This window comes from Burkholderia sp. TSV86, from assembly GCF_001522865.1.
GTDB lineage: Bacteria > Pseudomonadota > Gammaproteobacteria > Burkholderiales > Burkholderiaceae > Burkholderia.
Genome location: NZ_LOWB01000124.1, coordinates 1 through 26,484, shown reverse-complemented (window position 1 = coordinate 26,484; position 26,484 = coordinate 1). Strand labels below are relative to the sequence as shown.

The following is a 26,484-nucleotide window of genomic DNA, read 5'->3' as shown; positions in this document are numbered from 1 at the left end:
CGCACCAGGCGCACCGCGCGCTCTCGGACTTCCGGGGAAAACTTGCTTGGCTTCTTGTTCATGGCTCCATTCTCTCAGGAGTTGGAGCCTCCACAAAACTCGGGGCGGTTCAGAGTGAGATGCAGGCTAAGCAATTGCGAGCAGCGCTCGATGTCCGGCTTGCGGCTTGCAAACTGCAGCTTCATCCGGAGAAGACCAAGATCGTCTACTGCAAGGACGATAACTGACGCGGCAGCTATTCGGTGCAACGCTTCGATTTCCTGGGCTACTACTTTCGGCCCCGGAGTTCGATGAATCGCTCTGGAGCACTGTTCGTCAGTTTCGCTCCTGCGGTAAGTGACAAAGCCGCCAAATCGATGCAGTTGCGAATGCGCCGGTGGCGTCTTCACAGTCGCAATGATCTCGAACTTGTCGAAGTCGCTCGATGGACGCAGCCTATACTTCTGGGCTGGGTTCGCTACTACGGGTGGTTTCGGCCTTCCGCTCTTTGCGGGGTCTTACGTAGACTGGATTCATTCGTTGTGCGATGGGCTTAGCGCAAATACAAGAAACTCCGAACGCGCAAGCTGCAGGCATGGGATTGGTTGTGGCGTCTTAATACGCGCCGTCCGACCCTGTTCGCGCATTGGACGCTCGGGGCCACGGCTGGACGATAGGCGCTGTATGAGTCGAGAGGCTCATGTACAGTTCTGCGAGGGCTTGGCGGTGCGATTCCGCTGGACTATTCAACTATCCGAGCACCTACGAGTCAGTCATCCATGCCCGGCGCTCCATCGGCGACTTCGGGCTGTACAACCGGAAACGGCCCTATTCGAGCCTGGCGAATCGCACGCTGGATGAGGCATCCTTTGCGACGCTGCCGGCGATCAAATCGGCAGTATGATTGCCACGGACGTTCCACTTAAAAATCTCAGAAAACTGCCCTAACGATCGAGGTCACCTCTAACGCTGGGCGTATGATTTTTCGGCTCCCGCTAATGAGCCGAGTGCGCATAATCCAATACCGAGTTGACGTGAGTCGTCGCTATGCCCTTCTTCCAACGGTGATGTGACAAAATCAATCAAAAATTTAATCCGAACAAATCTCTTGTCATTATGAAATAAACTGGGCGGTATAATTAACGGTAAAATATGTTCGCCACCATTTTCGGGTGTTAATGGAAATTTTGCTGTCACGCGATCATTAACCATGATCCGCAGTGTTTTGTTATGCTTTTGAAACATGTGCCAAATCCTGACATCGAGAGTCGCATAACCTCGGATCAATTCACGTGGAATCAATAATGACGATGACGTACTTGATGACCATACTCCCCAATTCTCAGGACAATGCCAGCCCTCATCCAGGAACAGGCGGCCGCTACCATTATCAGAAAATAAAATTGGCTCTGGATTGGAGAGTGCCGGATTATTGAAAATCCCTTCTATTTCATGGAAAAATGACAAATCACTCATTCTTTCCTCATATATACTTTTCCCAATTGCTCGTGGCACGCAATGTGAAAAAAAGTCGGCCAACACAGCATTGTCATGGTCGATTAATGTTTGCGTGCGGTCATTTTCTCTCGCATTCGTCAAATGCGATGTTTGAATTACTTCCTGATATATTTTCTCGAATTCTAAAACTTTCAAATCAAGATCAGCCTGACTACGAAACTGTTCGCTAATAGATCTCGTCATAACTGGATCATAGGATAAAATATCGTTCACTAATTCTTCAATGGAAGGTAGCGGTGCAAGTGCACGAGCGGACAAACATGTATTAGGCCATTGCTCAATCTGTTTGTAATTAACAATGCCGCCATAACCGCACTTATCTATGATTATGGTGTGCGCTCCAGTACAAATGGCCTCCATCGCACTACGAGAATACGCAAATACGACATCGGCCTTGGTGTTACGGCGTGGCATGTCGGTTACTACACGACGGATACCAGGTCCAACAATATCCAGCGTAATTCCAGCACGATCGCAAGCATGCTGAACCAAATCAATATGCTGACCTTTTTGTTTGCAGACGAGTAGCGCAGTACGGGGAATTGGATTCCAATCTTCTCTTAGCGCAAATGACTTCGTGTCAACTGCATTTTGAATAATTTGAATCCGCTCCTCTGAAACGCCACAGACAATCATACGTTCGCGACACGCCGCATCAACCGCGATGTACTGACCAATTCGATTCAACAACAATGGTTCATCGAATATCTGGCTACTATCATGGCAAACGAATATTGCAGGTGTTGCTGGAAAGCGAATCATTGCAATGGCACTTGTAACATTATGATGGCCATGAATAATATTTGGAGTAAAATTAATGTCCGTAATTCGATCGGTAACAGGAATTCCATGTGCTCGTGCTTGATGGGCGAGATCGCCGAGTGTTAATGAATAAATTGCCACTCGATGGCCGCGCATAAGCATGGCGCGCGCCAGCTCAAATGTGTAAATCTCTGTGCCAGTTCGACCAGACAAGATAATATTTGTGAACAGGATTGTATTTTTTCTTGATGAAAAATATTTATATGTCACAAGCCCTCCAATTTCTTTTGATGATGCAAAAATCAATATCTGCTATAATTATTTGGTAAAAGTAAATAAATTAACTCTTAAAATCATGATAATTTAAAATTATCGCTGCGATATTTTTATGTATTAGCCATATATTCTGCAAGTTTTCGGCCAATCTGCTCGCCATGTTGCGGTAAAAGCATTGCGTCATGGTGGCATGCAATCTCAAATACATCGACGCGCCCATTGATAAATGGATACCATACATGTGCGCTTGGTGGCGGAACATTTTCGTATGTCGAGGTAGACTGGATAAGCAGCAGATTGCCATTAAATACGCCAAACTTATCCTTTGCGAGGAGATGTCCGGTATTACAATAAACTCTCAGCATTGCATCGAGTAACATATCATCAATTAAATTTGGCGGTAGTGTATTGTGGAAATTGTCAAGCATTAGATATGGTCTCATCGTTTTTTTCAGCATCTCTCTCGCAATATCACGCGGTAATTTTTCCGGCAAATTTTCACCATAGAGTGGCCCGGGTGGATAACCGTCCAGCGATGCTAATATTCCAACTAGCGCGCCTTGCTGCTGCAGCACAGTTGCAACACCATATGCGATTGGGCCGCCCGACGACCATCCCACAAGATGATATGGCCCCTCAGATTGAACGCGGCGAATCTGTGTTGCGTAATCCTCGATCATTTCGGCCAAGCTTGTGGGCATTGAATCCGTATTATTGAGCCCGCGTGCCTGGATCGCGTAGATCGGCTGGCCAGGTGCCATTACCCGGATGAATACTGCATACGGCCAACCAAGTCCTGGTCCCGGATGTATACAGAACAGACCGGGCCCTTTTCCGCGCTGCAGGGGTAATACGACTGAGGTTGGCGATACTGCCGACGCTGTGCCATGGGCCAGCTTACGTGCAAGCGAGGTAACGGTAGGTGATGAAAAAATTGTGGCCAGCGATAGGTCAACACCAAATCTTTCGCGGATGCGTGTGGCAAGCAGCATCGCTTTCAATGAATCGCCCCCGAGTGCAAAGAAACTGTCATTACACCCGACGCTCTTACGTTGCAGTACTAGGGAGAACAGCTCGGCAAGCGTTTGCTCGCTAGAAGTAGTCGGTGTGTCGGCTGAGGATATTGGTGCCGGCAACGCCGATAAATTGACCTTTCCATTAACCGTCGTTGGTAGTTCCGACAGTGCGATGATCACAGTCGGCACCATGTAATACGGCAACGACGAAGCAAGGTGTTCGCGGATCGTGTCCACATCGGCATCACTACCAGGTCGTAACACGACATATCCAACCAACATGGTGTCACTATGCCCGTTGTTATATGGCGTCACACATGATGCGGTGACGCTAGATAGGCGGCCCAATGCAGTTTCGATTTCGCCTAGCTCCACGCGGAAGCCGCGTAGTTTAATTTGCCGGTCGACTCGACCGATAAATTCGAGTGTGCCATCATTACGGCGGCAGACAAGATCGCCTGTACGATACATTCGTGTACCGGGAGCCTCAAATGGGCATGCAATGAAGCACTCAGCTGTCAATTCCGGGCGATTTATGTAACCGAGAGCGAGACCTTCACCGGCAATATACAGTTCACCGGTTATTCCTTCAGGTACTAGGCGACCGAATGCATCGAGCACGTAGAGTCGCGTGTTGATGATCGGGAGGCCAATCGGTACGTCGCTGCCCTTCAGCGAATCGCTAACCGTCACACAAATCGTCGCCTCCGCTGGCCCGTATAGGTTGAACATTCGACGCCCCTTGGACCACGCAGCAGCAATTGCCGATGGACACACCTCACCTCCGACTAACAACGTACCGGGCGCTTCCTGTATCTGCGGATCAAGTCCGACAAGCGACGCGGGTGGCAGCATCGCGTGTGTGATGTTATTTCGATTGAGAAATTCACCGAGGGCTGCACCATGACGTTCGTCATCGCGTGGCATAAATAGACACGCGCCAGCCGAAAACGTCAGTAATATCTCAAGTACCAATGCATCAAAACTTAACGCGGAAAATTGCATGAAACGAGACGATGGATAGACATGCAAGCGTGGCAGCAGTGTTGCGACTAAGCTACTAAGCCCGCGATGTGGAACAACCACACCTTTGGGTTGCCCAGTACTACCAGATGTAAAGATCACGTAAGCAGGATCATTCGGCATAATCGGGCGTATACGTTCAGATTGTGCTAAATCATCGCCAGGCTGTTGAGAGCATGCATAGTTGAAATTCGGATCATCAATATAGATAATTACATTCGTATCAAGCGGAAGTGCCATCGATAACGCATGAGTCGTAAGTAATATAGGTGATGTAATGCTTGATAACATTGACACGATGCGCCGTGACGGTAATTCTGGATCAATTAGCGTATATGCGGCGCCCACCTTCATCGCCGCGAGTAATGCCGTGACTACGGTGGCTGAACGGTATAATAGGATGGCGACAATTTTCCCTGACGTCACACCTCGCACAACAAGCTCACGAGCCATTCTATTTGCTGCGTTGTTAAGTTCTATATATGTATACTCGAAACCGTCGGCAACAACGCAGCGCGCATTAGGTGTAACTGCGACTTTCTTTTCAAATAGCGACGGGAAGCTCTCAAATTTTAGTGAGATAGGGCGTAGATTATGTGCGGCGGATGTGGTTTCGTGCTCATCAAATGACAACAAATTCAGATCATGCAGTGGTCGATTTGGATGGCGCGCAAGCTGAATTAATAAGTTTCGTAAACATTTAGTGAATCTTGAGATTTGATCAGGTGCATGGCGTGCAATATTCACGTTCAGTACGAATTGCGGATCTCGACCATCATGCCGGTCGTAAACAGTTACACAGACATCGTCAACGGGCCCGATCGACAGATTGTGGGCATAAGCTCGCAGACCGGCAAAGCGCAGATCGTAGTTGAAATTCACAACATTGACCATTGGTCCAAATAGACCCGCTGTGCCTGTTGCGTCGAGCGCAAGTCGTTCGCCACGATACCCATCGTGAGAACGTGCGGCCTTACGAAAAAGCGCAGCTTCGCGTGCAAGATCTATCATTGTCTGATCTGCAGATAGCTGTAAACGCAACGGTAATACATTGCTCGACACTGTTGGCGCCAGTAAGCGTAGTGCGCGTGAGCTAGAGATTGCGACGCCAAACACAAGATCTGTCTGTCCGGTTAGTGCGTTCAACCAGATCGCAGTGACCGCCATCGTGACCTGCGCGAGCGTTACTCGTTGTTCTTTCGCAATGTTGACAAGACGCGCGGTAACGCCATCAGGTAATGCGATTTCGGCCGCAAGGCTTGGCGACATCGGGACAGTTAATTGTCCGCCGATCGATACACGTCCTTCCCAGCCATCTAGCTTATCGTGCCAAAACTTCCGATCCCTTGCTTCGGCTTCAGATCCTACGTATGTAGCGTCTGCGATAAAAAATTCATGCGCCGATTCAAGTGGCCGTGCAAATCGACGACGATGAGTGGGTATGCCAAGTATCTGGCTATAAAGCGCGGCAATACGACCTGCAATCACCATTGCTCCGTGATAATCGATTATCACATGGTGGTAGCGATGGTAGAAAAAACAACGATTTGACGATATAGTTAACAGTGCGAAGAGAAATAATGGATCGTTAACTTTGCTGCCATTTACAACATCATTATGCATCCAGGCTTTTGCTTCGCCAACTGAATCCAGTTTTGTCGACAAGTCTATTCGCACTAAGCGGCAATGATGCGGACGCGCAAATTGAAGTGGGCCATCAGGCGTCATTTCAAATCTGACCGACAAAGTCGGAGATTCTTCGATAACCTTGGATAGCGCAGCCTCAAGCACGTCGGGATCTAGAGGCCCATTAATATCGAAATACTCTGCAACGTGATAGGCAGAGCTTTCAGGTGCCACAGCTTGACCGTACCATATACCAAGTTGCGCGGTTGTTAGTTTTATGCCGTCGACTGGAATTTTCATTATGCCAATTCCCGGTTGAACTTCAAATTCTGCCGCATTGGATTTGCCCGTGTCCCCCAAAAGTACCTGGGCATTATTCTCATCTTTCGCTGCTAAATTAGGAGCCAGGCGTCTTGAGGTATGTAAAAATCCGTTTCTAGAGCCGCCTTAGAATGCCATCAATTTTTTCGACAATTAATCAACCGGAGCTTCAATCAAGATCAAATAATTTTCGATCATTGATGTTGGTTAGCCCATTATCCAGAAAATAATACAGCGAGATTTCGTTAAATTCGCCTCGTTGCATGGCTAGCAGCACTACACGGCCAATCAATAATTGCATGTGAATATATATAAAATTATTTTCGCGATAATTTATTTACGCAAGTGAGAAACATGGATGGGGCGTTGTATTTTTCTGATGTTTCATATAAAACTAAATGGATGGGGGTAGTATTTTCATGCGGCAATCATATTTTTGAAATATCATATATAAAAATATTTTAGGTTCGCTTGGTATATTAATTCAGCCTCCCGGCAACGGATATGGTATTTTTAACAGGTGAATCGGTTCCAAATCGTCAAACAAAGCAAAACCGTTTTTTTTTTATTGCTGATATTTGTTATTTTGATAATGGGAATTTTGAGTTATCTCGGCATGTCACGAAATAAGTGACGGTCGCCAGTTGCGCCCGCTGCTGGCAGCGGCGGCCACCGACAACGTCGGCGCGGCAGTGCACGCCTGGTCGCGTGACCTGCCCCCGGTTTTAGTCCGAACTGGAGTTAGAGTCCGAGGTTAAAATGACTCTTACCCAGAATTAGTCCTGGTCGGAAGTGGAGATTTCCGGCTTGGTTGAGTTGTCAGGCGAGGCGGATTTCCTTGCCTGACGCGCGAATTCGGCGGGTGCATCCACTGCAATGCGCGGTGGGGACGATCCTCGTTATAGTACGTGCGCCAGTCGTTGATTTTGCTCTGCGCGTCAGCCAATGACAAGAACCAATGCGCGTTCAGACATTCCTGCCGGAAGCGCCCGTTGAAGCTTTCGACCTTGGCGTTGTCAGTGGGCGTCGCCGGCCGGCTGAAGTCCAGTTCGACGCCATGTTCATACGCTCACCGGTCCATTGCCTTCGAGATGAATTCGCTGCCATTGTCGACCTTGATCGTGGCAGGGTGTCCGCGCATAGTGGCCCACGAGCGAATTAATGAGGAAAGCCGTTCGTGACGAGAGTGGAGTTGCTCCTGCAGTACCGGGCACGGCATCACCGGAAGGTTGCTGAATCCATCAAGCGCTGGAACTCGCGAGGCGAACGGTATTTCAGCGCGCGATGGGAATGCTTCTCGTTGTAATACTCGAACGCGATAGCCAGGTTGCGTACAGCAGTCTCGATGTCGCGCGGCTCGGTTTCTGACATGTACTTGTGCCATTGACGGCCAGTCGAGACGCCGAAAAATTCTGCCATTTCGTTGCTGCTTTTATTTTGATCCGGCTTCAGACGCATCAGATCCTCCGGAGTCGGCGGGATGTAATGAATCATAGTTTTTCGGGACGCAAGTTCGCGTAGCAAGAATGGTCCTCATGGGTAAAGCGATTTCGTTTCAATTTCGCATTCTCATTGGGGATTTCGTATAAATCGACGCATCTCTCTTCAACTTCTTATCTAATTTAATATCGCTTTGGCGTATAACTTTTCATTTAAACGAAAAATCGTAAAATTTTTATAAGGATTGTGTCGGTGATGAGGCTGTGGGTTGTGAAAATTAACTGTAATCGGCATCGTGAATTCGCATATCGATTACATATTCCAGTCAAAGAATCGATGTGTAAATTTATAATTTTCGGCAATGCCATGAGTTATTAAATACTCAATCTTCTTGAGAGGGTGCCGATGTGCTGGCGCCAAGGATTTATCCATAAATAATGTATAAGCCGCATGCGAGTGCGGCGTTGGAGCGAAGGGTTGGCGAAGAAGCGAATCGAATTGTGGAAGGTGACCAATGCGCGCTGGCAGCGGGGGAAGCCGCTGATTTCGTCACGTGCCCCTTCACTCGAGAAAAAGTATCTACGCAGGCCGGGGGCCGGGCGGCCGCCGAAGCCGGTTCGCCGAGCGCTTGAAGCCGTTATATATGTCCTGCGCACGGGCTGCCAATGCAGGGCGTTGCTCAAAGTGCGTTTGGGTAGTGCCAGCACCATTCACAAGCAGTTTCCCGAATGGCGACGCGGCGAGTTTGTCCAAGGTGCTCTTGGCATAAGACGCTGTCGGCCCAAATCCGACGGATTGGAGCAAAAAAGGGAAGCAAACGCCAACTCTGGATTGCCGGGCGTGGCGTCCCCTTGTTGCATATCGTCACCGTGGCTCACGTCAATGACGGTAAGCGACTCGATGCGTTTCTCCGTGCCACCATGGTCAAGCTTCGGAGTCCCCCGCATCGTCGAAGTAAGCATCGGAGCGTTGAGCGCCTTCGAATCATCGACGAGCACGCCTCCATGTGTCATGGGGGCGATCGTCGGAAGAAGCCCTCCCTCAAGCGGCGCGATTCGAACAAAAGGGCTAGGCGCTGGGTGGTTGAAGTTTGTCATAGCGGGTTCAACCACTTTCGCAAACCGCTCGTCCGCTACGAAAAGCTTAAACGCAGTTTCGTCACCTTAAATCACCTTACCGCTGCCATCATCGCTTTCTGCAAAGTGTCGCTGCGCGTCAATATAATTTTACGATGAATTATAAAAACGAATCCTGGAATTTATGTTTATTTTTTCGTTATAAAGCATAGAGTAAGAATGGTAATAAATTATTATGGTGAAATTTGGCAATTAAAATCATTATAAGTGATTATTTGTGTATGGTTAGGGAAATAGCCAATGGAACATCCAAATGCCCTATATAAGACATAAACATCAGCCTGTTCTGCGCAGCTTGGACGCGACGCTCGATCCATCACGAAAGAACCGTGATCGCCATGCCGCATGGCTCGAGAGATCTCTACGCAGCCGCGAAGCGGCCGTGGACAAAACGCCGCAGCGTTTTACGCCACAACTAACGGACGCTTATGTTCAGGATGTGCTGGACGCTCATTTACAGCGCAGGCATCCCGCGGATGCGCATCTTGTACCGTTACTCGGGATGCCAGCGCCAACCGCGAAAGCGAAGGCGATCATGGCTGCCGCGACGTTTCTCTCTTCACTGCGCCCCCCCGATACGGACACTCGAACTGCCTCAGACAACCCGACGGTTTCGCCGCCACGCACTCATGACGTTTCCCCACTGGTCAGTGAACAGGACGTCCTTCCTCCTGATAGTGTGCATGCCCGGTTTCACGGTGGCTTCAATTCCGTGGAGCCGGAAAACGCGACCGGCATGGCCAAGCAGGTTGGCCAGGCAGCTCGGAAGATGCATATCCCCTCGCATCCGTCGGCAATGATCACTGCGTTGCAACTGCGCGAAGTTGTCGCCTCGTACCAGAGAAGCATTCAGCGGGAACGGGATCTCGCTGCGGCGCTTGCAGAAGAACGGCTACGAAAGAGCCTGTTTTTACCGGATAACCTGCCGCACCGCGAGCGTGCCAGCGGCATTTATTTTGATGGCAATGCCCTTGTTCATGCGATGAATAAGAGTGTTGACGACCTGGCTGATGATCCATCCCTGATGCGGTTGCCTGATTTCGCGAGGCTGTCGCAACCGGCTCGCCGCAAGATGGTTGTCCAATGGCTGGATGCGCATGGCCAGGATACCCAGTACACGTTCGGCACGTTCGAGCACTCGATGGCGTCGGTGCTAAAGACGGCTGCGTTGTCCCGAGGGCAGGCTGCGCCGCAACCCTATCCGTCTCATGATGCATTGGGATCGGCGTTTGCCAGCTTGGCGCAAGAGTGGCCATCGTCGAACAGTACCCTGATTGATCCGAGAATCCTGTTTGGCTTGCATCTGGTGAAGACCCATGGGATTGAACTGCATGGTCCGTCGTCGCAACGACTGAGCGAGCTGGGGGACACCATGGCCGACTTGCTTATCGACGCGGCCGGACCACCGGTCTTCGACAAGAAAGCCGCAGCATTGGACCTGCTTGCGGAGAAGACGGGACTTTCAAAAGACGAACTGATCGTGGCGCACGGGCGAAATCACCGCAGCATACTCGACCGGTTCATGCATTTCACGGAATACTTGCCTATCTTCGAGCTCCCTCAGTCCTTTTATTATCCAGCCACTTTCGTCATACGGACACCGAAGTCGGGCAGCATGCCCCGTCATCAGATCGAACTCGATGCGAGGATCCTGCTCGGAGAAGCCAGAGCCAGATTCAAGGCGAGCTTGCCAGACCATCCATGGTTTGCCGCGCATGCCCGTCTGGAATTGCGACGGCAGAATGTGCCGCAAACCGCGGATACGGTTGCCGAGGAAATCGATGAGCTGGTGGCGCAGTACAAGATAGTTTCCGAAGGTCCGTCCGAACTCAGGCATTGGCTGGACAATATGCCGATTATTTCGAGCATCATTGGGTTCATGGAGGGAGTCTCGCGTGGCGATGTAGACGAGATTATCAGCTCGGTGCCGGTAATCGCGAACATATACAACGCGGTTGGAGGCGTCGTAACAGGAGACGGCAAGCGCACGGCAACAGCGCTGATTACACTGATACCATACGTCGGCTCGGGCTACATCATTGGAGATGGCGTTGCAAACAACGACACGGCTGAGATCGTCGGTGGCACGATCGGGCTGGGACTGGATTTTGTGACTGCCGGAGAGGGCCACCTGCTCACCCGCAGCCGTGCCAGGGGGCATGCGGCGCTGAGTAAGGGCGCAGCGGTGTCGCATACGTTCTCCCGCCGTGAAGTGCCGCCGGTAGTGCGGTTGCAGGCCGAATATAGTCTCGGCGCGCTGAGAGATCTTGGAATTGACGACCGTGCGTTGATGTTTACGGACGAGGCCGGAAAATACGAGGGCGTGAATGACGCTTATGAGCTGGCCAACAGGGACGAGGGCGCCTCTTTAAGCCCCGAGATGCAAAAACTCGTCGAGCGGCTCACGCCGGTACCAGAGGATAAGCATCCTGCGGCAATGCGCTCTTCGGAGGGGGGGACCTGGCAGGATCCTGCCACGCTCGCCCATTACGCCAGGATTGGGCCCAACCTTTATCGGGTTGCGAAGGACGACGCAGCGTCGATGGCAGGGTATGCAGTATGGAATCCAACGGACTCCTATGGTCATGGGCAGGACCGCACGGTTCGTCTGGTGTTCAGGGAGCGATGGCAGGAGGCCCGCGACGTTCCAGGTCTGAAGGGGGGCGCACCTCAGCAGATATTCAGAATCGTCAACACCAATGCGGCGAAGCTTGTGGATCTGCCAGTTCCTCAGGCTTACGCGAATGCCAGCCCTGGCCGACGATTCGCTTTGAACAACGAACCTTTGGCCGTGTCCGAAACGCAAACCGTCACCGAGGTGCGGAAGATCCTGTCGGAGGACGCGAGGGACGTGACCCGGAGAGAAGGTTTCGCGCAAGGATTCGATCAGTATTTCGCTGTGACAGCACAGGCTCACGACGGAGAACCGATTTCATCAGCGAAAACACCGGAAGACATCAAGTCGTTCTTTACTCGTCTGTATGACGAATCCGAAACATTCCGGAGTCTCTATAATTTTGCCGTAGACAACTCAAGGATTGGCCCAAACCAAACGTGGCGATTAAGAATAGGCAGCCGAGATAACCTCGGATATACAGTCTTGCAGCATTCACGAATAATGAGTGTTCCCCATATCGACACCGTGATCGATCATCCGTTGAAATTTTTATCAAGAAACGGGGAGCTCGTTGACATCGATTCCAAAGCGATACTGACGCACGAAATGGTCCATCTGCTCACTGGCCTGGACGATCCTGACCAGACGTTATGGGACCAGCCGGGCACGGTGGGTATTGTGCGCACATACGGGTTGGGCGAACGCGGTGCGGTCGAGTATTTAGCCCAGAGAATACTGAGAGAGGCTAGCGTCGAGGTGCCACAGCGCCAAACTTATCTCGGTATGAGGCCGGAAATGAAGGCGGCCCTGGAGGAAAACGGTGTCGCGAACTATGCCGACCTGGACACGTATGTATCACTTCAGGATCGTTACCTAGATGTATTGTTTCCCAGCAATGCCGAGCATCCGGCCTTTGGCAGCGCGAGCGCATATGAATCGGATCGATTGCAGGGGGTAAGTGACCCGGACAACAAATACTATTCAGGGCCCACCGGCGTTGGGACGTTCAACATGGACTCTGTTTATTGGAAATCAAGCAGATAGATGGTAAGCGGTTCATAGAAGAGCGCTTGCTTGCCGGGCTGATCGAGCAAGGGCGTGCGCTCAGACATGGAGTTTTCGCCGTTGCGTTTGTGGCGCGATGTTTCAGGAGTAAGCCAAGGCCGTGGCTTCCTTTAGCCCAGGAACATCCCGCTTTCAACGCGTAAGCACTGTGTGAAATGCGCTGGCCGGTGTGCAGGATGATGCGACGTTGATCTTTGAGGCTAGGGTCACGAAGCTGCACACGAAAAGCAGTTCAGGCCGGGGACAAGTCCGCGCCGCCGCCACGATTCTATGCCATTCGTCCGAGCGTGGCACGAAACCGGCTCAGCGAGATGACGAACAGCAGCGCGCCGATTCCCGCGAGAGCGACGAACGACGGCCAGACCGTGTCGAGGGCCGCTCCGCGATACAGAATCGCCTGGCTGAGCGCGACGAAATGCGTGGTTGGCGCGGCGAGCATCATGTCTTGAACGAGCTCGGGCATGCTTTCGCGCGGCGTCAGGCTGCCCGACAGCAATTGCAGCGGCAGGATCGTCAGCACCATCAGCATGCCAAGCTGAGGCATGTTGCGCACCAGCGTCGCGAGCAGAATGCCGAGCGACGTCGTGGCGAACAGATGCAGCGCCATACCGGCAACGAACAGCGGAATCGAGCCGCTGATCGGCACTTTCAGCAGCCCTTGCACGACGAAGATCAGCGATGCGATGGCCGCGACGATCACGACGGCGCTCATGGCCCAGATCTTCGCGAGCATGATTTGCGCCGGCGTGATCGGCATCACGAGCAGGTGCTCGACGGTGCCGTGCTCGCGCTCGCGGATCAGCGCCGCGCCTGTCAGGATCATCGATAGCAGCGTGACATTGTTGATCACTTCCATCAATGCGCCGAACCAGGTCTGTTCGAGGTTCGGATTGAAGCGCAGATGCAGCGCCAGATCCACCGGAGCGACCGGCTGTTGCCGGTGCCGCCGCACGAATTCGTCTACCTCGGCGGTCACGATTTGCTGGACGTATCCGCTGCCGGTGAATGCCTGGGTCATGCGTGTCGCGTCGACAGTCAGGAGTATCTGAGCGGGCCGGCCGGCGAGTACGTCGCGCTGAAAATCCGGCGGAATGTCGAGTGCGAATGTGTAGGCGCCGGTATCGAGCCCATGATCGGCATTGCTGGGGCCGACGCGCGCGGGCGGCGCGAATTGCGGCGGAAAAAAAGCCGATGTGATGCGCGCGGCGAGCGGCGAGCCGTCTTCGTCGACGATGGCGATCGGCGCTTTGTGCAGCGTATCGGGGCGCGCCGTCGCCGCGGAATAGATCGACGCGCTGAATGTGTAGACGATCAGGACGAGCAGGACCGGGTCGCGCGCGAGGCTCCACAGTTCCTTGACTCCGAGCCGGAAAACGACGAGAAGGAATGGCATGCTCAGGCCTCCTGCTTCTTGAGCAGCAGCAGCGTCGTGCCAAGCACGACGGGCACGGCGGCGGCAAGCGGCCAGAATGCCGCGGACAGATCGGCGAAATGAAGCGCCTTGTTGAAAATGCCGCGGCTGATCGTCAGCATGTAGGTAGCCGGATAGATCGTGCCGATGAGCTTGCCGCTGCCTTCGAGCGACGACAGCGGTGTCAGGAGTCCGGAGAACTGCACGACCGGAATCAGGGTGCCGATGATCGTCATGACGATGGCCGCGACCTGGCTGCGCGTGAACGCGGAGGCGAGCATGCCGATGCCGGTCGCCACCACGCTATAGACGAGTACCGCTGCGGCGAGCGTCGCGAAACTGCCTTTCACCGGCACGCCGAATCCGAAATCGGCGAGCAAGGTCATCATCAGGAAGTTGAGCATCGCGAGCGCGATATACGGCGTTTGTTTGCCGATCACGAATTCGGCGCGCGTGACGGGCGTGACGTACAGGTTGATGATCGAGCCGAGTTCCCGTTCTCTGACGACGGCAAGTGCGGTCAGCATGGCCGGCAGCATCAGCAGCAACATCGGAATGATTGCGGGGATCATCGCGGGCAGACTGCGCACGTCGGGGTTGTAGCGGTATCGCGTGACGACTTCGACGCGCGCCGCCGGTGCGATGCCCAGCCGCTCGCGCGCCTGCCGGAACAGCCATGCTTCGTGCATGCCGATCACATAGCCGCGGATGGTCTCGGCGCGCAGCGGCATCGCGCCGTCGATCCACACGCCAATTTGCGCGCGCGCGCCGCGTTCGACGTCGCGCGCGAAGTGCGGCGGAATTTCGAGCGCCAGCGAAATGTCGCCGGCGCGCATGCGGTGATCGAGGTCCGCGTAATCGGCAAGCGGCGCGCGGATGTCGAAATAGCGTGAACCGGACAGGTTCAGCGCATAGTCGCGGCTCAGCCCGGTCTGATCGCGATCGAGCACGGCGAAGGCCAGATGCTCGACGTCCAGACTAATGCCGATGCTGATCACGCACATCAGAATGAGCGAACCGAGTAACGCGAGCGTGGCGCGCACCGGATCGCGCCGCAATTCCAGCATTTCCCGCCACATATAGCTGAGCGCGCGTTGCGGGCTGAAGCGGCGGGTGCCGGGGCGGGCGTGTGCGGCGGGAGATCGGGGGCGGTGCGGCGCGGGCGCGGGTGCGGCGCCGGCCAACGGTGCCGCCGCGCCCGCCAGGGGGCCGGACGCCGGCCGCGCGACCGGCGACACATCGGCGGCGTTCGCGGCTGGGTCGGCATCGGCCGCTGCGTCGCGTAAATAGCCGATGAACGCTTCTTCGAGCGTTGCCGCGCCGCGTGCCTGAACCAGCGCATCGAGCGTGTCGCTCGCGAGCACGCGGCCCGCGTGCATCAGCGAGATGCGGTCGCAGCGTTGCGCTTCGTTCATGAAGTGCGTCGAGATAAAGATCGTCACGCCGTCGCGCCGCGACAGATCGATCATCAGTTGCCAGAAATTGTCCCGCGCGATCGGATCGACGCCGGATGTCGGTTCATCGAGGATCAGTAATTCAGGCGCATGCACCATCGCGACGGCGAGCGACAGCCGTTGCCGCACGCCGAGCGGCAGCCGTTCGGGCAGCGCGTCGGGCACGTCGCCGAGGTCGAAGCGCGCGATCATTTCGTCAATGCGAGCGGCGATCGCCGCTTCGGGCAGGCCGAACAGCCGCGCGTGCAGCACCAGGTTCTGGCGCACGGTCAGTTCGCTGTACAGCGAGAAGCCCTGCGACATGTAGCCGACGCGCCGGCGCGTGTCCAGATCGCTCGATTCGATGGCGCGTCCGAACAATCGCGCACTGCCTTCGGTCGGTGGCAGCAGGCCGGTGAGCATTTTCATCGTCGTCGATTTTCCACAGCCGTTCGAGCCGAGAAAACCGAAGATTTCGCCGCGGCGGATCCGGAAGCTGACGTGGTCGACCGCGACGAAATCGCCGAAGCGCATCGTCAGGCCGCGCGCCTCGATTGCCGGCGTGGCGTCGTCGCCAGCGGGCAGCGGCGGGCGTTCGACGCGGCGGTGGCCGCGTCGGCGCGTGTCGGGCAGCAGCGCGACGAACGCGGCTTCCAGCTCGCGCGTGCCGGTGCGCGCAAGCAGTTCGGCCGGCGTGCCTTGTGCGAGCACGCGGCCGGCATCGAGCGCGATCAGCTGGTCGAAGCGTTTCGCCTCGTCCATGTATGCGGTGGCGGCGATCACGCTCATGCCGGGGCGGGCGGCGCGAATGCCGGCGATCAGCTCCCAGAACTGCGCGCGCGCAAGCGGATCGACGCCGGTCGTCGGTTCGTCGAGCAGCAGCAGATCCGGATCATGGATCAACGCGCAGCACAGCCCGAGCTTTTGCTTCATGCCGCCCGAGAGCTTGCCCGCCGGCCGGTCGAGGAATGGATGGAGGCCGGTGCTGCGCGTCAGCGCGTCGATCCGGTGGCGCCGCTCGTCGGCCGCATGGCCGAACAGCCGCGCGAAGAATTGCAGATTTTCCTCGATCGACAGCGTGGCGTATAAATTGCGGCCGAGCCCTTGCGGCATGTACGCGATGCGTCGGCACGCGCGCCGGCGGTGCTCGACCGAGCGCATGTCGCCGCCAAGCGCTTGGACATCGCCGGTCTGCAGCGCGCGGGCGCCGGATACGAGCGCGAGCAGGCTCGATTTGCCGACGCCGTCCGGACCGATCAGGCCGACCATGCGCCCGGCGGGAACATCGAGCGTTACCGCGTCGAGCGCGACGGTTTTGCCGTAACGCAGGCTGACGTTGCGCAGGCGTGCGGCGGGCGGCTGCCCGGCGTTCATTGCGCAACCTTGACGGCCAGCTCGGCGGGCCATGCGGCGGCGGGATCGACCTTGACCCAGGCGACGCCCGGCAAGCCGGTCTTCACGAGTTTCAGATGGCGCAGCAGCAGAGCGCGGTCGATACGCGCCTTCACGCGAAACATCAGCTTTTGCCGCTCATTCGAGGTTTCCACGGTTTTCGGCGTGAATTGCGCGGTGCTCGCGACGAACGAAATGGTTGCCGGGATCACGTAGCCGGGCGCGGCGTCGAGCACGATCCGCGCGTCGGCGCCGAGCGCGACGCGTCCGGCGACGGTTTCTGGCAGAAAGAACGTCATGTAGACGTCCGACAGATCGACGAGATTGAGCACCTTGCCGCCTGCCGGCAGCACCTCGCCGGCCTGCGCGATCCGGTACTGGATTCGTCCGTCGCGTGGTGCGACAAGCTCGCTGTCGGCAAGATCGGCCTGCACGCGCACGACACTTGCCTGCGCGGCGGCCACCGCCGAGCGTGCGGCGGTCAACTGCGCGCCGGTCGCGTCGATGGCCGCCTGCGCCGCATCGACCTGCGCTTGGGCGGCGGCGATGGTTGCAAGCGCGCCGCGCACGCGCGCGCGATCGTCATCGAGTTCCTGCATCGACGAGGCGCCTTCGCGAGACAGCGTGTCCGAGCGCGCGAGCCGCCGCTGCGCGGCATCGAGTTCGCTCTTGCGCTGCGCGACCATTGCGAGCGCGGCGGCCTTGTCGCTCTTGCGTTGTGCTACCTGCGCGGCGACGCCTGCCGCGGTATTGAGCGCCTGCTGCTGTTGCGCACGGGCCTCGTCGAGCTGGGCCTGCAATACCCGGATATCCATCCGCGCGAGCGGCTGGCCGGCCCGCACGTAGTCGCCTTCGTCGACGAGCAGCGCCTCGATGCGGCCGGGCAGCTTGGTCGCGACGTCTACTTCGGTCGCCTCGATTCGGCCGTTGCCGCTCGCAAAGCCGGCGTGAGAGCCGTCGCCGTGCCATCGGCTCCATGCGTAATAACCGGTCAGCGCTGCGGCGAGCGTCACGGCGGCGCCGAGCATCAGGGTGCGATGGGAAGGCTTCATGGTCGGGTTTGGGTTGGGGTCAAGGAGGGCGCGCCGTCTTCGGCGTCGCCGCCGAGCGCCGCGTACAGTGCGATCCGGCTCGACAGCAGCCCTTGGCGCATCTGCACGAGCTGCTGCTGTGCGTTGAGCAGATCGCGTTGTGCGTCGAGCACCTCGAGGAACGGCGCGGCGCCGTTGTCGTAGCGCAGCTTCGCGAGGCGCGCGCGTTCGCTCTGCGCGGCGAGTGTGTCGCGCTGGATGGCAACCTGCTCGGTCAGCCACGCGCGGGCCGACAGTGCGTCCGCAACGTCGCGAAACGCGGATTGCACGGTCTTTTCGTATTGCGCGACGGCTTCGCTGCGGCGCGCGTGGGCGAGATCGAGATTCGCATGCAGGCGTCCGCCTTCGAAGATCGGCAGCGTGATGCGCGGGACGAAACTCCATGCCGCGCTGCCGGCCGCGAACAGATCGCCGAGCGCGGGACTGACGGTGCCGAGCGTGCTCGTCAGCGTGATGCGCGGAAAGAATGCGGCGCGGGCCGCGCCGATGTCCGCGTTTGCCGCGCGCAGCCGGTGTTCGGCGGCTATCACGTCGGGACGGTGGACCAGCAGCTCGGACGGCAGCCCCGGCGCGAGCCGCGCTTGCACGGCATCGTCGTCGAGCCGTGCAGGTGCGTGCGCCGGGGCGTTCGGCGCGCCGATCAGCAGATCCAGCGCGTGCTGCTGCGCATCGCGCGCCTGGTCGAGTTGAGCGGCGAGCGTCTCGGCCTGGTGCAGCAGGATTTCGGATTGCTTCATGTCGAGCCGGGCGATCGCGCCTTCCTCGTAGCGGCGCCGGAAAATCCGCAGCGCGTCGCGCCGCGTGTCGAGCGTCGCACGCGCAAGCGCGATGCGCTCGTCGAGCGCGCGCAGCGCGAGATATCCGTTCGCGACGTCGGCGATCAGACTGAGGGTGACCGCGCGCTGCGCGGCTTCGCTTGCAAGGAAATTTTCGAGCGCGGCGGCCTTCAGGCTGCGCACCCGTCCCCAGAAGTCGGCTTCCCAGCCCAGCTCGGCCAAGCCCACGTTGTACAAGCCTTTGGCGCTTGCGTCGGGCGACACGAACCCGCCCGGCACGCGGGTGCGCAAAGCTGTCGCCGCAGCGTCGAGCGACGGCCATTGGTCAGCGCGGCGAATGCCATAGTTCGCGCGCGCCGCTTCGACGCGTTGCGCCGCGATCCGCAAGTCCCGGTTGTTCGCGAGCGCTTGCTCGATCACCGCGCGCAGATCGGCGTCGGCAAAATAATCACGCCAGCCGATGTGGGCGCCGCAGTTCGTGGGATCGGCGGCGCCAGGCAGCGTCGCTGTGGCCGCGGCACTATCTCGCTGCGTCGTGCGAAGCGGCGGGCCCGCTTCGCACGACGTGTGCGCAAACGCGTCTGGCACGGGCGCGGCCGGCCGCCGGTAGTCGGGCGCGAGCGACACGCAGCCGCCGAGCGCGGCCGCGAGTGTCAATCCGAGCGCAATGGCAGGCACGCCGCGACGAGGCCATTCGAAAGGCGTCGGTGCCGCTCGTCGATTGTTTCGAAGCATGGGCTTCCCCGTCGGTTGTGTCGTTCGCGCCGCGAGCCCAATGCAGTCGCCGCCGCGCCGGTGCATATCTGACAATTAATCGGGGCATGAAACGTTGATTTGGGTCATTCATGTCGCTCGGCCGGCGCGGTTGACCGACATCAACGCGCGTGCCGCGCGTGCTGCGGATGATGGAGGTTGACGGATACATGAACATGAGGCCGCGCACGGCGCCGGCTCGACCGAGCGAGGTCGTCATGAACGAGAGCGCCATGGCCGCGCGTGGCGTCAGCATCGCGGCGCGCTTCGTGCATGGGCCGAGTGAGCGGTGTGGTGCTGCTGGTTCGCGGCCGCGCGCTGGAATGCGCGAGCGGTCGAAAGAAATGAATGACCTGACATCGGATGAAAATCATGCAGATTTCGTTTCCCGCCGATTTGCCCGAATATCGCGCGCGCGATTGGACGATCGCGTTTACGGCACTCGTCGATAATGTTCGCGTGCCATGTGCGATTACCGCCGAAGCCCTCGAGGATCATTTTGGCGCGCCATCGATCGGCGAGCGCGATTTGACCGACGCGTTCGAACGCCATCGCACCGAGATCGAGCGTGCGGCACGCCGGATGCTGGAGGCGGTCGGCGGCCGCCCGGTCGTGCTGCACAGCGGGTTATTCCGGTTCGAGCGTTGCCGCTCCTGACGAGCCTGTGCCCGTCATCCGGCACTGCTCGCGTGCGTTTGCATGCGTCGTGCTGCGGTCGAACGTTTTGCATCCGGGCGCGATTGATCTGCGTCATCGGTACGCACCGACCGATATGCGAAGCTGGCTTCGACAAGCGGCGACGCGCGTTTCGCGATGGGTCGCCGAGTTCACTGGAGGATATCCGATGAAAACCGATCGACAATTGAAGCAGGATGTGCAAGACGAACTCGCATCGGACCCGGCTGTCGACGCGGCGCTGATCGGCGTCGAGGTGGCGGAGCGCATCGTCAAGCTGTCCGGGCATCCGACAAGCTATGCGCAAAAGCTGGCCGTCGAGCGTGCGGCGAACCGGGTGGCGGGCGTTCGAGCGGTGGTTGTCGAAATGACCGTGCGTTTGCCGCAAGACGATGCGCGCACCGATTTGGACATCGCGGACATGGCGCGCTCGATTTTGCGCTGGACTGTGGGGCTGCGCGAAGAGGCGGTCAAGGTGCAGGTGGAGCGGGGTTGGGTCACGTTGTCGGGCAAGGTCGATTGGGCATATCAGCGTCATGTCGCGGTGCGAGCGATTTCGCAGATGCGCGGCGTGACAGGTGTCACGGATCATATCGACGTGCTTGGCAGCGTGGGCGCCGAGGCGATCGGCGAAAACGTCAAGCGCGCCATGCTGCGGCACGCTGCACGCGAGGCGGCGCATATCGGGGTCGACGTGCGCGACGGAATGGTTACGCTGTCGGGCAAGGTCGATTCCTACGCGGAACGTGAAGTCGCGCGCGGCGCGGCGTGGTCCGTGCGGGGCGTGCGCGCGGTCATCGACAATCTCGTCGTTGGATGAGCGGCGCTCGCCTGGGGCGCCGGGCTGTCGCGCGACGCGTGGGCAGGATGTCACACGTCGTGCGTGGTGACTTCACGGAACGCTCGGGTATTTCTTTTTCCATGCAAGCCGTTATGTTGCTGGCGCCCACGAGAAACGGGCCGCGGCCGCCATTGCGCGGCCGCGGCCCGCTCGTCAGCGTGAAGCGGCGCGTGGCATCGCGAGAGTGTGAAGCAAAAATGCGCGACAGGTGGGTGCGGAAGAGACGAAACGGCAATGCAACGCGTGTGGCCATAGCCACATTTGAATGACGAGCTGAACTCGGCGTAACGTTTCGCCTCCGCAACCATGTTGATATCGGCCGGAGAACCGAAGAATCGCCCATTCGTCGCTTGAGGTGGTCGATCATGCGTGGCCATACGGTAAGCAGCATCTGGTCTGGCGGCACGCTGCCAACCGATACGAGCCGTTCGATGGCGACAGCGCCGCTGCTCCCGGGAGCCGATGGAAAGCATCGGTGCACGTGCCATCGATGGATTCGTCATGGCGGCCTTCCCCGCGCCGAATTCGGGTTGACTTGCTATTGCGAACGACAGTAACGGGACGGCGCTTAGCCGCAGCGCGAACACGAGGCTGGGCGACGAGCGCGCGGCCAATGGCGCTCGGCGTCTCGGCGTTGAGTGCGTTGCGTACATGCACGCGGTTTGGATGCCGATGGCCCTGAACGGCGCTCGGCATTGTGTTCTCGACTCGATTAAGCCGGCCCGGCGATGGAGATCGCGCGGGCGTTCGGCCGTGAAGTGCGAGCAGGGAGCGTGAACTTGCCGACGGCGGCGACGATGAAGCTCATGAGCGGCATGGCCGTTGCGACCGTCGCAATCGCATTCGGCGCGGCGGCGCCGCACACCGGGCCTGCGCATGCATGGCCTGACAGGGCGGCGCCGTTGATCGCCGCACGGCGGCCGTGGCTGTCGCGCGGACGCTCGATGCTCGATTATGGCGCCGAGCGCGGCGTGCGCGGGCCTTCGCATGCGATCGCCGCACTGCTTGATGCGCGTCAGATGCGTGATTTGCGCTTGCCGGGATCATGAGACGTAAGAAGCCGCGTTCGACACCTATGCGCCGAGCCGACATGAGTGGCGCTCGTAGCAAGCCGATGCGATGCGTATTGGAAGGAGGACGTGATGGGCTTGGGCATGCAGATTGCCTATTTGGGTTTTGCCGGATCGGCACGGATCGAATCGGAGGCGGGTGTGCAGCTTGTCCGGCTGGGGCGTTTCGACGATCGGCTCGCGGGCTGCCAACTCGCGCTCGAGGCGTTGCGCCAGCCGGACGGCCGTGTGATGTATGACGCACGGCTTGATCTGATGACGCACGAGCACGAATTGACGCCAGTTAGACGTTGCAAGCACGCCGATCCGCTGGTGGCGATCCGCCACGCGTTCGACGCAGCGGAATTGATGCTCGACGCATGAGCGGCGCAACGTGGCGATGCCACGCAGGCTATTTCCCGCTGCTGGCGAATAGTGGGTTGACTCAGGTCAAGCGCCGCGGCGTCAGGTGCGGCGACGAGTTCGCCGTTCGCCTAATCTGAAGACTCTAGGCCGCGACTCGCACAGGAGGAGATCGATGCGTCACGACGGATTACGCACCTCGTTGTACGACTCGATTTGCACAGTGTCGGTCCTGAAATGTGCATCGCGGCGTTTGCTCGGCCCGAAAGTCTGCTGTTTTGAGCAACGCGCGCGCAGTCTCGAAGGCATCGGCGCGTTGGCGGTTCGCGGCCTGCGCGAGCGGCCGGGTGCCGTGCAGGAGCGTTAGCATGCGTGCGATGGTGTTCGACGGCACGTCGAACCGGCTGCGCGACGCGCGGCTGCCGGATCCTGTGCCCGGCCCCGGCCAATTGCTGATCGACGTGCATGCGTGCGGCGTGTGCCGGACCGATCTGCATGTCATCGACGGCGAATTGCCGCTGTTGAAGCGGCCGCTGATTCCTGGGCACGAGATCGTCGGCACGGTTGCTGCGTTGGGCGAAGGGGCATCCGGCTTCGAAATAGGCGAACGAGTCGGTGTGCCGTGGCTCGGCGGCACATGCGGGCACTGCACGTATTGCTCGAGCGGCCACGAGAACCTGTGCGATGCGCCCGTATTCACCGGCTATACGATCGACGGCGGCTACGCGCAGCGCACCGTTGCCGACAGCCGGTTTTGCGTGCGGATTCCAGCCCGCTATACCGATCTGCAGGCCGCGCCGCTGCTGTGCGCAGGGCTGATCGGTTACCGGACACTGCGCAAGGCGGGCGCGGCGCGGCGGATCGGACTCTACGGCTTCGGCGCGGCCGCGCACATCGTCGCGCAAGTCGCGCGCCGCGAAGGCCGGACGGTTTTCGCGTTCACCCGGCCGGGCGATGCTGCGGCACAGCAGCTCGCGCGGCGGCTTGGAGCAGTCTGGGCCGGCGGCAGCGATGAGCGCGCGCCGGAGCCGCTCGACGCCGCGCTGATCTTCGCCCCCTTCGGCGCGCTGGTGCCGGCCGCATTGGGTGCGCTCGACAAGGGCGGTATCGTCGTTTGCGGCGGAATACACATGACCGACATTCCATCGTTCCCTTATGCAGCGCTGTGGGGGGAGCGCCGGATCGAATCAGTCGCGAATCTGACGCGCGCGGACGCCGCCGCGTTCATGTGGCTTGCCGCCGAAATGCCGCTCGAGATCGAGACGAGCGCCTATGCGCTGACCGACGCGAATCGCGCACTTGACGATTTGCGTGCCGGGCGCGTGTCAGGCGCGGCCGTTTTGACGATTCGCGGCTGAGGCTTCGCATCGAGCTTTGTCAACGCACGCATCGCGGTGCCGCGCACGCATGAGATGGGGTGATCGAAAGGGCAATCGAAAAAAGGGGCGGCGATGACGAACATCATGTCAGGCTCGAACGACCGTTATTCCGCATGGCGGCGGGTCGCGGGGGGGCTCGTCGCGAGCGCCGCGCTTGCTGTTGCCGTGACGTGGCTGGGCGCGGCTTACGATCAACCGATCGACGCGGCCGTCATCGCAGGCATGCGCTCGCCGCATTGCCAAGCGGTGCGCGACATGCCGCCCGGCTCGCTGTTGATCGCGGCCCAGCCGGAAGATGGAGTATGCCGGGCATTTTTCCTATATCGCGGCGCGATCGGAAACGGGGCCGCCGACGAGCACAGCTACAAGGATGCAGTGCAAGCCGGCCGGCTGCAAGAGTTCGAACAACTCGTCGGCTATGTGTTCGTGCTGGTCTCGGTGGTCGTGCTGAGCGCGATCGCGATGGCGGCCGTGGCGCGCATGTTATGGCGCCGGTTGCGCATGGTGGGCGAGTCTTTCGGCCGCTGACGTGGATCAAGGCTGGCCGCCGCCGCCGGGTTATCGTGAATACCGCCGCGAGCGCCGACTTGCGGCTGCCGGGCGTTGCGATCCGGCGGCAAAGCGCGAAGACGACGCTCGCGGCGTGCGGTGCGTCCGTGCAGAGCCGGCAGATGCGGCGAGCGCGCGGCCGGCTGGCGCGCCAATTGGCCGCCGTCGATACGGCCGGCGTGCGCAATGCCGCCGGCTGATTGAATCCGTGCGGCTGCCGGCGCGGCCTGTCGCCGTCGCTGCGCGTACTGCCGCGAGCATCGCGAAGGAACATTCATCGGTGTCGAGCGTGCTGGGCTTCGGATGCATGGGATCGACGCGACAAAGGAGCACATATGGACGACAAACCGATTGTCGTGGAAGTGGTGCAGCTCGAGCATTTCCGGTTTCGGGTCGATTTTCCTGGCATTGACGCGCCGCCGGTTCTGACCGACGAGATGCCGCCGCTCGGCGACGGCGGCGCGCCGAATCCCGTTCGGCTGCTGGCGGCGGGCGTCTTGCCGCCAGTTTGCTCTATGCGCTGCAGCGATACCGCAACGATCCGTATCCGGTTACGGCGCGCGTGGACGTGGATCTGAACCGCGACACGGCGGGGCGGTTGCGCGTCGCCGGGATGGCGGTCCGATTGCGTGTGGGCGCGCGCTGGCCGGCGCTCCATCATGCAACGCGCGCCCTTGCTCAGTTCGAGGCGTTTTGCACGGTGACCGAGAGCGTACGCCGCGGTATTCCCGTAACGGTCGATGTCAGGGACGCGTGCGACGATCCGCTCAACGCCGACGCGGCGTTATAGCGATTGCCATGTGACCCGCGCGCCAGCCGCTCGCACGTGCGCGGTGTCCTCCGGCCGCATGGTGCCGCGGGCGCCGCTCATGCGCCGGTGCGCGCATTCGATGCGTGCGCGACCAGCGCGGCCACCGCGCAGCTTGCCAAACGCGTGCGCTCACTGTCGGCGCGGCTGGTGAGGATGATCGGCACGCGTGCGCCGAGCACGACACCCGCCGCGTCGGCGTTCGCGAGGAACGTCAGCTCTTTCGCGAGCATGTTGCCGGCTTCGAGATCGGGCGTGAGCAGGATGTCGGCATGACCGGCGACGTTCGAGCCGAGATGCTTGATGCGCGCGGCTTCCGGATCGATCGCATTGTCGAACGCGAGCGGGCCATCCAACTGCGCGCCCGTGATCTGGCCACGTTCGGCCATCTTGCAGAGCGCCGCGGCGTCAAGCGTCGACGGCAGTTTCGACGTAACGGTTTCCACCGCCGACAGGATCGCAACTTTCGGCGTGTCGACGCCAAGCGTGTGCGCAAGATCGATGGCATTTTGGACAATTTCCGCCTTATGTTCCAGCGTGGGACGGATATTGACCGCCGCGTCGGTGATGAAGAGGGGTTTAGGGTAGGTCGGCACGTCCATGACGAACACATGGCTCAGCCTGCGTCCGGTGCGAAGACCCGAATCGGGGGCGACGACGGCGGCGAGCAACTCGTCCGTATGCAAGCTGCCTTTCATCAGCGCTTGCGCGTCGCCCGAGCGGACCAGCTCGACGGCAAGCGCTGCCGCAGCGTGGCTATGCGGCGCATCGACACGCCGGTAACGCGATAGATCGATGCCGAGCGTGGCCGCCAGCGCGTCGATGCGCGCGGCCGGGCCGATCAGCACCGGTTCGATGAGGCCGGCGCGGGCCGCGTCGATCGCGGCACGCAGCGACGTTTCATCGCACGGATGCGCGACGGCGACAGTCACGGCCGGGTATGTCCGGCAGCGGGCGATCAACGCGTCATATTTGCGAGGGACGGCTGCTGCGGGCCGCGTGGACTGCGACGGAATTTGCATGGCGTTTCCTCTGGGGCTATGCAGAACAGTGAGTCGATTGTCGGCAAATTGCCCGCGTGCCGTGTGATCTGAATCAAATGCCGCGGTGAATCGCCCCGGGTTCATCGGAGACCGATTTGTTTGAGTCAGGCCGCCTTGGCGACGTCCTCAAACTGCCGATAGT

The 26,484-nt window shown here is 58.8% G+C and carries 19 protein-coding genes and 3 pseudogenes; 13 read left to right on the top strand and 9 right to left on the bottom strand.

Annotation, left to right across the window (positions count from 1 at the left end; all coding sequences use genetic code 11):
- Together WS68_RS29150 and WS68_RS29655 are read left to right on the top strand one after the other, a co-directional pair.
- A pseudogene (locus WS68_RS29150) lies at nt 1–227 on the top strand (hypothetical protein); the annotation flags it as partial.
- 63 nt (nt 228–290) lie between these two features.
- Nucleotides 291–536 carry a group II intron maturase-specific domain-containing protein gene (locus WS68_RS29655; RefSeq protein WP_082710269.1) on the top strand — a complete coding sequence of 82 codons (246 nt, stop codon included), beginning with the start codon at nt 291–293 and terminating at the stop codon, nt 534–536.
- Nucleotides 537–942: 406 nt separating this feature from the next.
- Here WS68_RS29655 and WS68_RS26950 read toward each other — a convergent pair whose 3' ends face one another.
- The 4 genes and pseudogenes from WS68_RS26950 to WS68_RS23850 form a co-directional block, all read right to left on the bottom strand.
- Nucleotides 943–2,529: a glycosyltransferase gene (locus WS68_RS26950; protein ID WP_156429653.1), complete on the bottom strand. Its 1,587-nt coding sequence runs from the start codon at nt 2,527–2,529 to the stop codon at nt 943–945.
- A 116-nt stretch (nt 2,530–2,645) separates the two neighbouring features.
- Nucleotides 2,646–6,500 carry a non-ribosomal peptide synthetase gene (locus WS68_RS26945; protein ID WP_082710267.1) on the bottom strand — a complete coding sequence of 1,285 codons (3,855 nt, stop codon included), beginning with the start codon at nt 6,498–6,500 and terminating at the stop codon, nt 2,646–2,648.
- A 797-nt stretch (nt 6,501–7,297) separates the two neighbouring features.
- Nucleotides 7,298–7,656 (bottom strand): annotated as a pseudogene (locus WS68_RS26940) (transposase); the annotation flags it as partial.
- An 83-nt stretch (nt 7,657–7,739) separates the two neighbouring features.
- Nucleotides 7,740–8,015 (bottom strand): hypothetical protein, encoded by a 276-nt coding sequence (locus WS68_RS23850; protein WP_059573191.1) that lies wholly within the window; start codon nt 8,013–8,015, stop codon nt 7,740–7,742.
- A gap of 396 nt (nt 8,016–8,411) precedes the next feature.
- On the opposite strand from WS68_RS23850, the pseudogene WS68_RS26935 reads away from it, so the two are divergent.
- Both WS68_RS26935 and WS68_RS23845 read left to right on the top strand, forming a co-directional pair.
- Nucleotides 8,412–9,196: pseudogene (locus tag WS68_RS26935) on the top strand (transposase).
- A 154-nt stretch (nt 9,197–9,350) separates the two neighbouring features.
- Nucleotides 9,351–12,758: a hypothetical protein gene (locus WS68_RS23845; protein WP_156429652.1), complete on the top strand. Its 3,408-nt coding sequence runs from the start codon at nt 9,351–9,353 to the stop codon at nt 12,756–12,758.
- A gap of 289 nt (nt 12,759–13,047) precedes the next feature.
- Here WS68_RS23845 and WS68_RS23840 read toward each other — a convergent pair whose 3' ends face one another.
- Genes WS68_RS23840 through WS68_RS23825 form a run of 4 tightly spaced genes read right to left on the bottom strand, consistent with a single transcriptional unit; the run spans nt 13,048 to nt 19,617 of the window.
- On the bottom strand, nt 13,048–14,172 hold the full coding sequence (locus tag WS68_RS23840; RefSeq protein WP_059573189.1) for an ABC transporter permease: 1,125 nt from the start codon (nt 14,170–14,172) through the stop codon (nt 13,048–13,050).
- A gap of 2 nt (nt 14,173–14,174) precedes the next feature.
- Entirely contained in the window at nt 14,175–16,997 is a 2,823-nt protein-coding gene (gene rbbA, locus WS68_RS23835) for a ribosome-associated ATPase/putative transporter RbbA (RefSeq protein WP_059573188.1), read from the bottom strand.
- The gene (locus tag WS68_RS23830; protein ID WP_059573187.1) at nt 16,994–18,067 is read right to left on the bottom strand and encodes an HlyD family secretion protein; all 1,074 of its coding nucleotides are present in this window, start codon (nt 18,065–18,067) and stop codon (nt 16,994–16,996) included. Before WS68_RS23830 ends, rbbA begins: the two co-directional genes overlap by 4 nt.
- Complete coding sequence (locus tag WS68_RS23825; RefSeq protein ID WP_082710270.1) at nt 18,064–19,617, bottom strand: efflux transporter outer membrane subunit; 1,554 nt, start codon at nt 19,615–19,617, stop codon at nt 18,064–18,066. The genes WS68_RS23830 and WS68_RS23825 overlap by 4 nt, the downstream gene beginning before the upstream one ends.
- Nucleotides 19,618–19,998: 381 nt before the next feature.
- Between WS68_RS23825 and WS68_RS23820 the strand changes: the two genes are divergently transcribed.
- The 9 genes from WS68_RS23820 (at nt 19,999) to WS68_RS29140 (ending at nt 25,281) form a co-directional block, all read left to right on the top strand.
- Nucleotides 19,999–20,292, top strand: a complete 294-nt coding sequence (locus WS68_RS23820) for a DUF1488 domain-containing protein (protein WP_197419674.1) — start codon at nt 19,999–20,001, stop codon at nt 20,290–20,292.
- A gap of 187 nt (nt 20,293–20,479) precedes the next feature.
- Nucleotides 20,480–21,130: a BON domain-containing protein gene (locus WS68_RS23815; RefSeq protein ID WP_059573195.1), complete on the top strand. Its 651-nt coding sequence runs from the start codon at nt 20,480–20,482 to the stop codon at nt 21,128–21,130.
- 818 nt (nt 21,131–21,948) lie between these two features.
- A complete protein-coding gene (locus tag WS68_RS23810; RefSeq protein WP_197419673.1) occupies nt 21,949–22,200 on the top strand; it encodes a hypothetical protein in 252 nt (83 codons plus the stop codon).
- A gap of 93 nt (nt 22,201–22,293) precedes the next feature.
- Nucleotides 22,294–22,584, top strand: a complete 291-nt coding sequence (locus tag WS68_RS23805; protein ID WP_059573194.1) for a hypothetical protein — start codon at nt 22,294–22,296, stop codon at nt 22,582–22,584.
- Between the two features lie 347 nt (nt 22,585–22,931).
- Nucleotides 22,932–23,921: a zinc-dependent alcohol dehydrogenase family protein gene (locus WS68_RS23800; RefSeq protein ID WP_059573185.1), complete on the top strand. Its 990-nt coding sequence runs from the start codon at nt 22,932–22,934 to the stop codon at nt 23,919–23,921.
- 93 nt (nt 23,922–24,014) lie between these two features.
- Nucleotides 24,015–24,470, top strand: a complete 456-nt coding sequence (locus WS68_RS23795) for a hypothetical protein (protein WP_059573184.1) — start codon at nt 24,015–24,017, stop codon at nt 24,468–24,470.
- Between the two features lie 35 nt (nt 24,471–24,505).
- Nucleotides 24,506–24,691: a hypothetical protein gene (locus WS68_RS23790; protein WP_156429649.1), complete on the top strand. Its 186-nt coding sequence runs from the start codon at nt 24,506–24,508 to the stop codon at nt 24,689–24,691.
- A 135-nt stretch (nt 24,692–24,826) separates the two neighbouring features.
- Nucleotides 24,827–25,069: a hypothetical protein gene (locus WS68_RS29145; protein ID WP_231753104.1), complete on the top strand. Its 243-nt coding sequence runs from the start codon at nt 24,827–24,829 to the stop codon at nt 25,067–25,069.
- Complete coding sequence (locus WS68_RS29140) at nt 25,060–25,281, top strand: hypothetical protein (protein ID WP_231753103.1); 222 nt, start codon at nt 25,060–25,062, stop codon at nt 25,279–25,281. Before WS68_RS29145 ends, WS68_RS29140 begins: the two co-directional genes overlap by 10 nt.
- A 77-nt stretch (nt 25,282–25,358) precedes the next feature.
- On the opposite strand, the gene WS68_RS23780 is transcribed toward WS68_RS29140, so the two are convergent.
- Nucleotides 25,359–26,321 carry a phosphate acetyltransferase gene (locus tag WS68_RS23780; protein WP_059573182.1) on the bottom strand — a complete coding sequence of 321 codons (963 nt, stop codon included), beginning with the start codon at nt 26,319–26,321 and terminating at the stop codon, nt 25,359–25,361.
- Between the last annotated feature and the right edge of the window lie 163 nt (nt 26,322–26,484).